The organism is Saccharomonospora saliphila YIM 90502 (assembly GCF_000383795.1).
In the GTDB taxonomy this organism is placed as follows: domain Bacteria; phylum Actinomycetota; class Actinomycetes; order Mycobacteriales; family Pseudonocardiaceae; genus Saccharomonospora; species Saccharomonospora saliphila.
Genome location: NZ_KB912656.1, coordinates 167248 through 171819, shown reverse-complemented (window position 1 = coordinate 171819; position 4572 = coordinate 167248). Strand labels below are relative to the sequence as shown.

The following is a 4572-nucleotide window of genomic DNA, read 5'->3' as shown; positions in this document are numbered from 1 at the left end:
GTCCACTCGCCGCCGCCACCGGCGCGGCGTGGCTGGCGGCCACGGTGGTGGTGGCGTGGTGGGTGCACTGGAGCCTCGCCCTGGCGCTGGTGGCCGTGGGGATGCTCGTGGCGGTTCCGTCGGTGGTGCGCGTGGTGCGACGGGGACGCCGGTTGCGCGTGGTCGACGAGCACCGCCCGGGCGCGACCGACGCCGCCTGGCACGAGCTGGTGCAGGACTGCACCGACCGGGGTCTGCCCCTGACCGGTACCGGCACCGTGCGGGAAACCGCCCGGACCATCGCCCGGGACGCCCGGCTGGACGCCGCCGGGCGCGACGACCTGCGTACGGTGGTCACCGCGATCGAGCGGGCGTGGTACGGCCCGCACGGCACGGCAGGCGACGGCGCCTTCGCGGACGCGTTCCATCGCGTGCTCGACGGCCTGCGCCGCGGCTGTCCGAGATCGTGGCGCGCCCGTCTGTTCCCCCGGTCGGTCCTCCGCCGGAGGTGACGTCGGTTCCTGCGGGCGCCCGGGCGGCGCCAGCCGGAGCACGGGCGGGGATTACCCCGGTGACAGGCCGACGTCGCTGGTGCCGCGCGGGTGCTGCCGACCGGGACCAGTACCAAGGACATGACAAAGCCCGGGTCCGGGCGGCTCTCGCCGAGCGGACCCGGGTCCACGGTGCGCCCCCGCTGTGCGAGGGAGGCGGCCACGGGCGGGTGAGGTCCGCGATGCCGCACGACCTCAGCGAACTCGCCCGGTACCGGCGGCACGCAGCGGTGTCGACAGGCTCAGCGGTGTCGACAGGCTCAGCGGTGTCGACGGGCTCAGCGGTCCTCGAAACGCTGCCGGAAACGGTCCTCCATGCGCTGGGCGAACCCGCCGCGGCGGCCTCCGCCCCCGCCGCGGCCGGAGCCGCCGCCGGAACCACCCGCCTCGGCGTTCTCCGGCTCACCGGAGCCGCGCAGGGCGGTGACAGCGAGCAGCGCGCCGACGAACATCACCAGGAACCCCAGCACGCTCAGCCATGGGATTTCGGCGACCCGGAGGAACGACGCCGGGAGCACGACGCCGAGCACCAGGAAGGCGACGCCCACGATCAGAAGAGCGATGCCCTGCAGGCGCCGACGGCGTGTCGGGCGGCGCATCCCGGTGCCGCGTACCGTGGATGCGAACTTGGGGTCCTCGGCATAGAGCTCGCGCTCGATCTGATCGAGCAGCCGCTGCTCATGCTCGGAGAGTGGCATCTTTCCTCCTCCGGCACAGCGTTGTCTGGCGACCCCTGGTGGGCGCCGGAACCGCGCGTTGTCGTGGACCCAACGACCCCCCGATCGGGGTGTCGCTACCAGGATACGAGCCCTGGGCCCGAACGACTACCCGATCTCGTCGGCGACCATGCCGGTTGGCCCGACAGGAGCAGCGCGGCGAGGAGGACCAGGCGCTCGACCAGGGATTCGTCCCACCACGATCATACCTCGTCGTGGTCGAGTAGCGAGGCCGGGCGCACGGCCGCCGCGCCGAAGCGCGACCGGGCCACGTCGGCGGCCACCTCGGCCTCCCGCCACCGGGTGCCGGGCTCGTCGGCGTCGACTCCGAGCTGGTCGCCGAAGCTGAGCTGCTCCGGCTCCTCGCCGGTGCTCAGTCCCTCGACCCGCACCCCGAGCAGCCGCACGGCCGCTCCGGAGGCCGCCTCGGCGAGCAGCGCCACCGCCGTGGCGTGAATGCGTCGCCCGACGTCGGTCGGACCGGCCAGGGTGCGTGCCCGGGTGATGGTGCGGAAGTCGCCGAAGCGCACCTTGAGCGAGACGGTCCGCCCGCGCAGTCCTCGTGCCCTGAGCGTGGCCGCCACACGCTCCGCCAGCCGCAGCAGCTCCCGGTCGAGCGCGGCCGACGAACTCAGGTCGGTGTCGAAGGTGCGCTCCGCCCCCACCGACTTCTCCTCCGACTCCGGCACGACCGGCCGCTCGTCCCGGCCGTGCGCGAGGGAGTGCAGGTGTGCGCCCGCGGCGGCCCCCAGCATCCGGGACAACCGGTCGCGCGGCGTGCGGGCGATGTCGGCGATGGTGTCGAGCCCGTGGTCGCGCAGGGTCGCGGCGGTCCTCGGTCCCACGCCCCACAGCGCCGATACGGGAAGCGGGTGCAGGAACTCCCGTGTCCGCTCCACCGGCACGACCAGCGTGCCGTCCGGCTTGGCCAGCCCCGAGGCCAGCTTGGCCACGAACTTCACCCCCGCGACCCCCACCGAACAGGTGATGCCGTGCTCGGCGGCGACCCGGTCGCGGATGTCCTCGGCGATCTCGGCCGGGGTGCGGCCGAGCCTGCGTAGCGCGCCGCTGACGTCGAGGAAGGCCTCGTCCAGGCTCAGCGGCTCGACCAGCGGCGTCACGTCGGCGAACACCGCCATCACGCCCCGGGAAACCTCGCTGTAGAGACCCCGCGTCGGAGGGAGGAACACCGCGTGCGGGCAGAGCACGCGCGCCCGCGACGCGGGCATGGCCGAGTGGATGCCGTAGCGGCGGGCCGGGTAGTTGGCCGAGACCACGACCGACCGTGGCCCGGCGCCCGCGACCACGACCGGCTCCTCGGCCAGCTCGGGGCGGGTACGCAACTCGACGGCGGCGAAGAACGCGTCCATGTCGACGTGCAGGACCCCACACCCGGTGTCGTCCGGGCGCCGCGCGCCGGTGACCCGGAACCGGTCGAACCCCTCGGGCGGTGCGGTCTGACGTCCCATCGGAACAGGAGCCTAGCCGCTCCCTCCGACAGTCCGGCCCGTCACGGCGCCGCGTGGCCGGGCACACCACCCGGGTGCCCGGCCGGGTACCCACGGACGGCTCTGTCCCCGCGTCCGTCAGCGGTGCCTGCGTGCCACGGCGTGAAGGCGGCTGGCGATGTCGCGCAGCGGAGGGGTGCTCGAGGCGGCCGCCTCGAACTCGGCGAGTTCCTTCTCCCAGCCCAGGGACGCGCCGCTCGAATCCGCGGCGGTGGGCACGATCTCCGAGACCACGTGGTCGCCCCGGACCAGCTCGACGTCGAGACCGGTCTCGCCCAGCAGCCGGGTCAGCCCTTCGGTGTCGAAGCGGCGCAGCAGCGTCTCGGAGTCGTGGGACAGGACGCCGTCCGGATCGACGAGCAAGCGGTGCGCTTCCGCGATCCTGCCTGCGAGCGCGCGGTGCAGCACGGCCGCGTACCGGTTGGCGGTCAGCACCGACACCGCACCGCCGGGGGTGGTGATCCGCGCGGCGGCGTCGAGCACCGCGCGCGGGTCGTCCACGACCTCGAGCACGGAATGGACCAGCACCACGTCCGCCGTGCCGGGCTCGACGTGGTCGGCGAGCGCGTCGGAGTCGTCGGCCACCACGGTGATCCGGTCGGACACCCCGTCCTCGGAGGCACGGCGTTCGAGGGTCGCCAGCGCGTTGGGGTTGGGTTCGACCACGGTCACCCAGCACCCGGCCGCGGCGATCGGCACGGCCCACACACCGCTGCCACCCCCGACGTCGACCACCACCGGCTCCTCGGTTCCCCGGGCACGCGCCGCGCGCACCTCGTCGTGGAGCACCGCCCGCACCGCCGCCGACCCCTGACCGGCCGAAGTCTCCGCTCGCATGGGGCACAAGGGTAGTTGCCCGACCACACTCGTTCTCACGGTGACCGGACAGGGCTACGCTCGCGGGTGTGCACACGGTCGCCGTTCTGAGTCTCAAGGGAGGCGTCGGCAAGACGACGGTCGCGCTGGGGATGGCCTCCGCCGCGCTGCGCAGGGGCGCCCGGACCCTCGTGGGCGACCTCGACCCGCAGGGCAACGCCACCGCCACGCTCGACCCGCCGCTCACCGACGCCACCCTCGCCGACGTGCTCGACTCGCCCCGGCTCGCCGTGCTCGACAGGGCGATCGCCGCCAGCGGGTGGAGCGACCGGCTCGACGTCCTCGTCGGCTCGGAGGACCTGGAGCTGCTCAACGAGCCGGGCCCGGACGCGCCCCGTATCGACGGCCTCGCCCGGGCGCTGGACGAGCTGCGCGCCCGGCCCGACGGCGAGCCGTACGAGATCGCGATCCTCGACTGTCCCCCGTCGTTGGGCAGGCTGACCCGGTCGGCGCTGCTCGCCGCCGACAGCGCGCTGCTGGTCACCGAGCCGACGATGTACGCCGTCTCCGGCGCCCAGCGCGCGCTGGAGGCGATCGACACGGTGCGCAGCGAGCACAACCCACGGCTGCGGCCCGCGGGCGTGCTCGTCAACCGCCTCAGGGTGCGCTCGTACGAGCACCAGTACCGGATCGAGGAGCTACGCGAGTCGTTCGGCAGGCTCGTCATGCCGACCGCCATCCCCGACCGCCTGGTCATCCAGCAGGCACAGGGCGCGTGCACGCCGATCCACGAGTGGGGCTCGCCCGCCTCCCGGGAGATCGCGCTGACGTTCAACATGGTGCTGGCCAAGATCCTGCGCTCGGATCGCGCGGGACGGCACCGCCTCGGCCCCGGCGGGGAGGACACCGCCGCGCCGGACGCGTGGCCCGGCGACACCGCCACGTCGGAGGCAGAGCACGAGGACGGCCCCGTGGAGTCCGCGACCGGTCTGCTGCCGATCG

At 74.1% G+C, this 4572-nt stretch carries 5 protein-coding genes; 2 read left to right on the top strand and 3 right to left on the bottom strand.

Annotated features, from left to right (window positions below; translation table 11 throughout):
- On the top strand, nucleotides 1-491 hold a 491-nt coding region (locus SACSA_RS22305; protein ID WP_048876597.1), incomplete at its 5' end, for a DUF4129 domain-containing protein.
- 317 nt (nucleotides 492-808) lie between these two features.
- On the opposite strand, the gene SACSA_RS0109790 is transcribed toward SACSA_RS22305, so the two are convergent.
- The 3 genes from SACSA_RS0109790 to SACSA_RS0109780 all read right to left on the bottom strand — a co-directional run bounded on the left by SACSA_RS0109790 (nucleotide 809) and on the right by SACSA_RS0109780 (nucleotide 3591).
- Nucleotides 809-1228, bottom strand: a complete 420-nt coding sequence (locus tag SACSA_RS0109790) for a DUF3040 domain-containing protein (protein ID WP_019815467.1) — start codon at nucleotides 1226-1228, stop codon at nucleotides 809-811.
- Between the two features lie 221 nt (nucleotides 1229-1449).
- A complete protein-coding gene (locus tag SACSA_RS0109785; protein ID WP_019815465.1) occupies nucleotides 1450-2715 on the bottom strand; it encodes a DNA polymerase IV in 1266 nt (421 codons plus the stop codon).
- 117 nt (nucleotides 2716-2832) lie between these two features.
- Nucleotides 2833-3591 carry a methyltransferase domain-containing protein gene (locus SACSA_RS0109780; protein ID WP_028661733.1) on the bottom strand — a complete coding sequence of 253 codons (759 nt, stop codon included), beginning with the start codon at nucleotides 3589-3591 and terminating at the stop codon, nucleotides 2833-2835.
- A 68-nt stretch (nucleotides 3592-3659) separates the two neighbouring features.
- On the opposite strand from SACSA_RS0109780, the gene SACSA_RS22300 reads away from it, so the two are divergent.
- A partial coding sequence (locus SACSA_RS22300) for a ParA family protein (protein WP_019815461.1) occupies nucleotides 3660-4572 on the top strand: 913 nt, incomplete at its 3' end.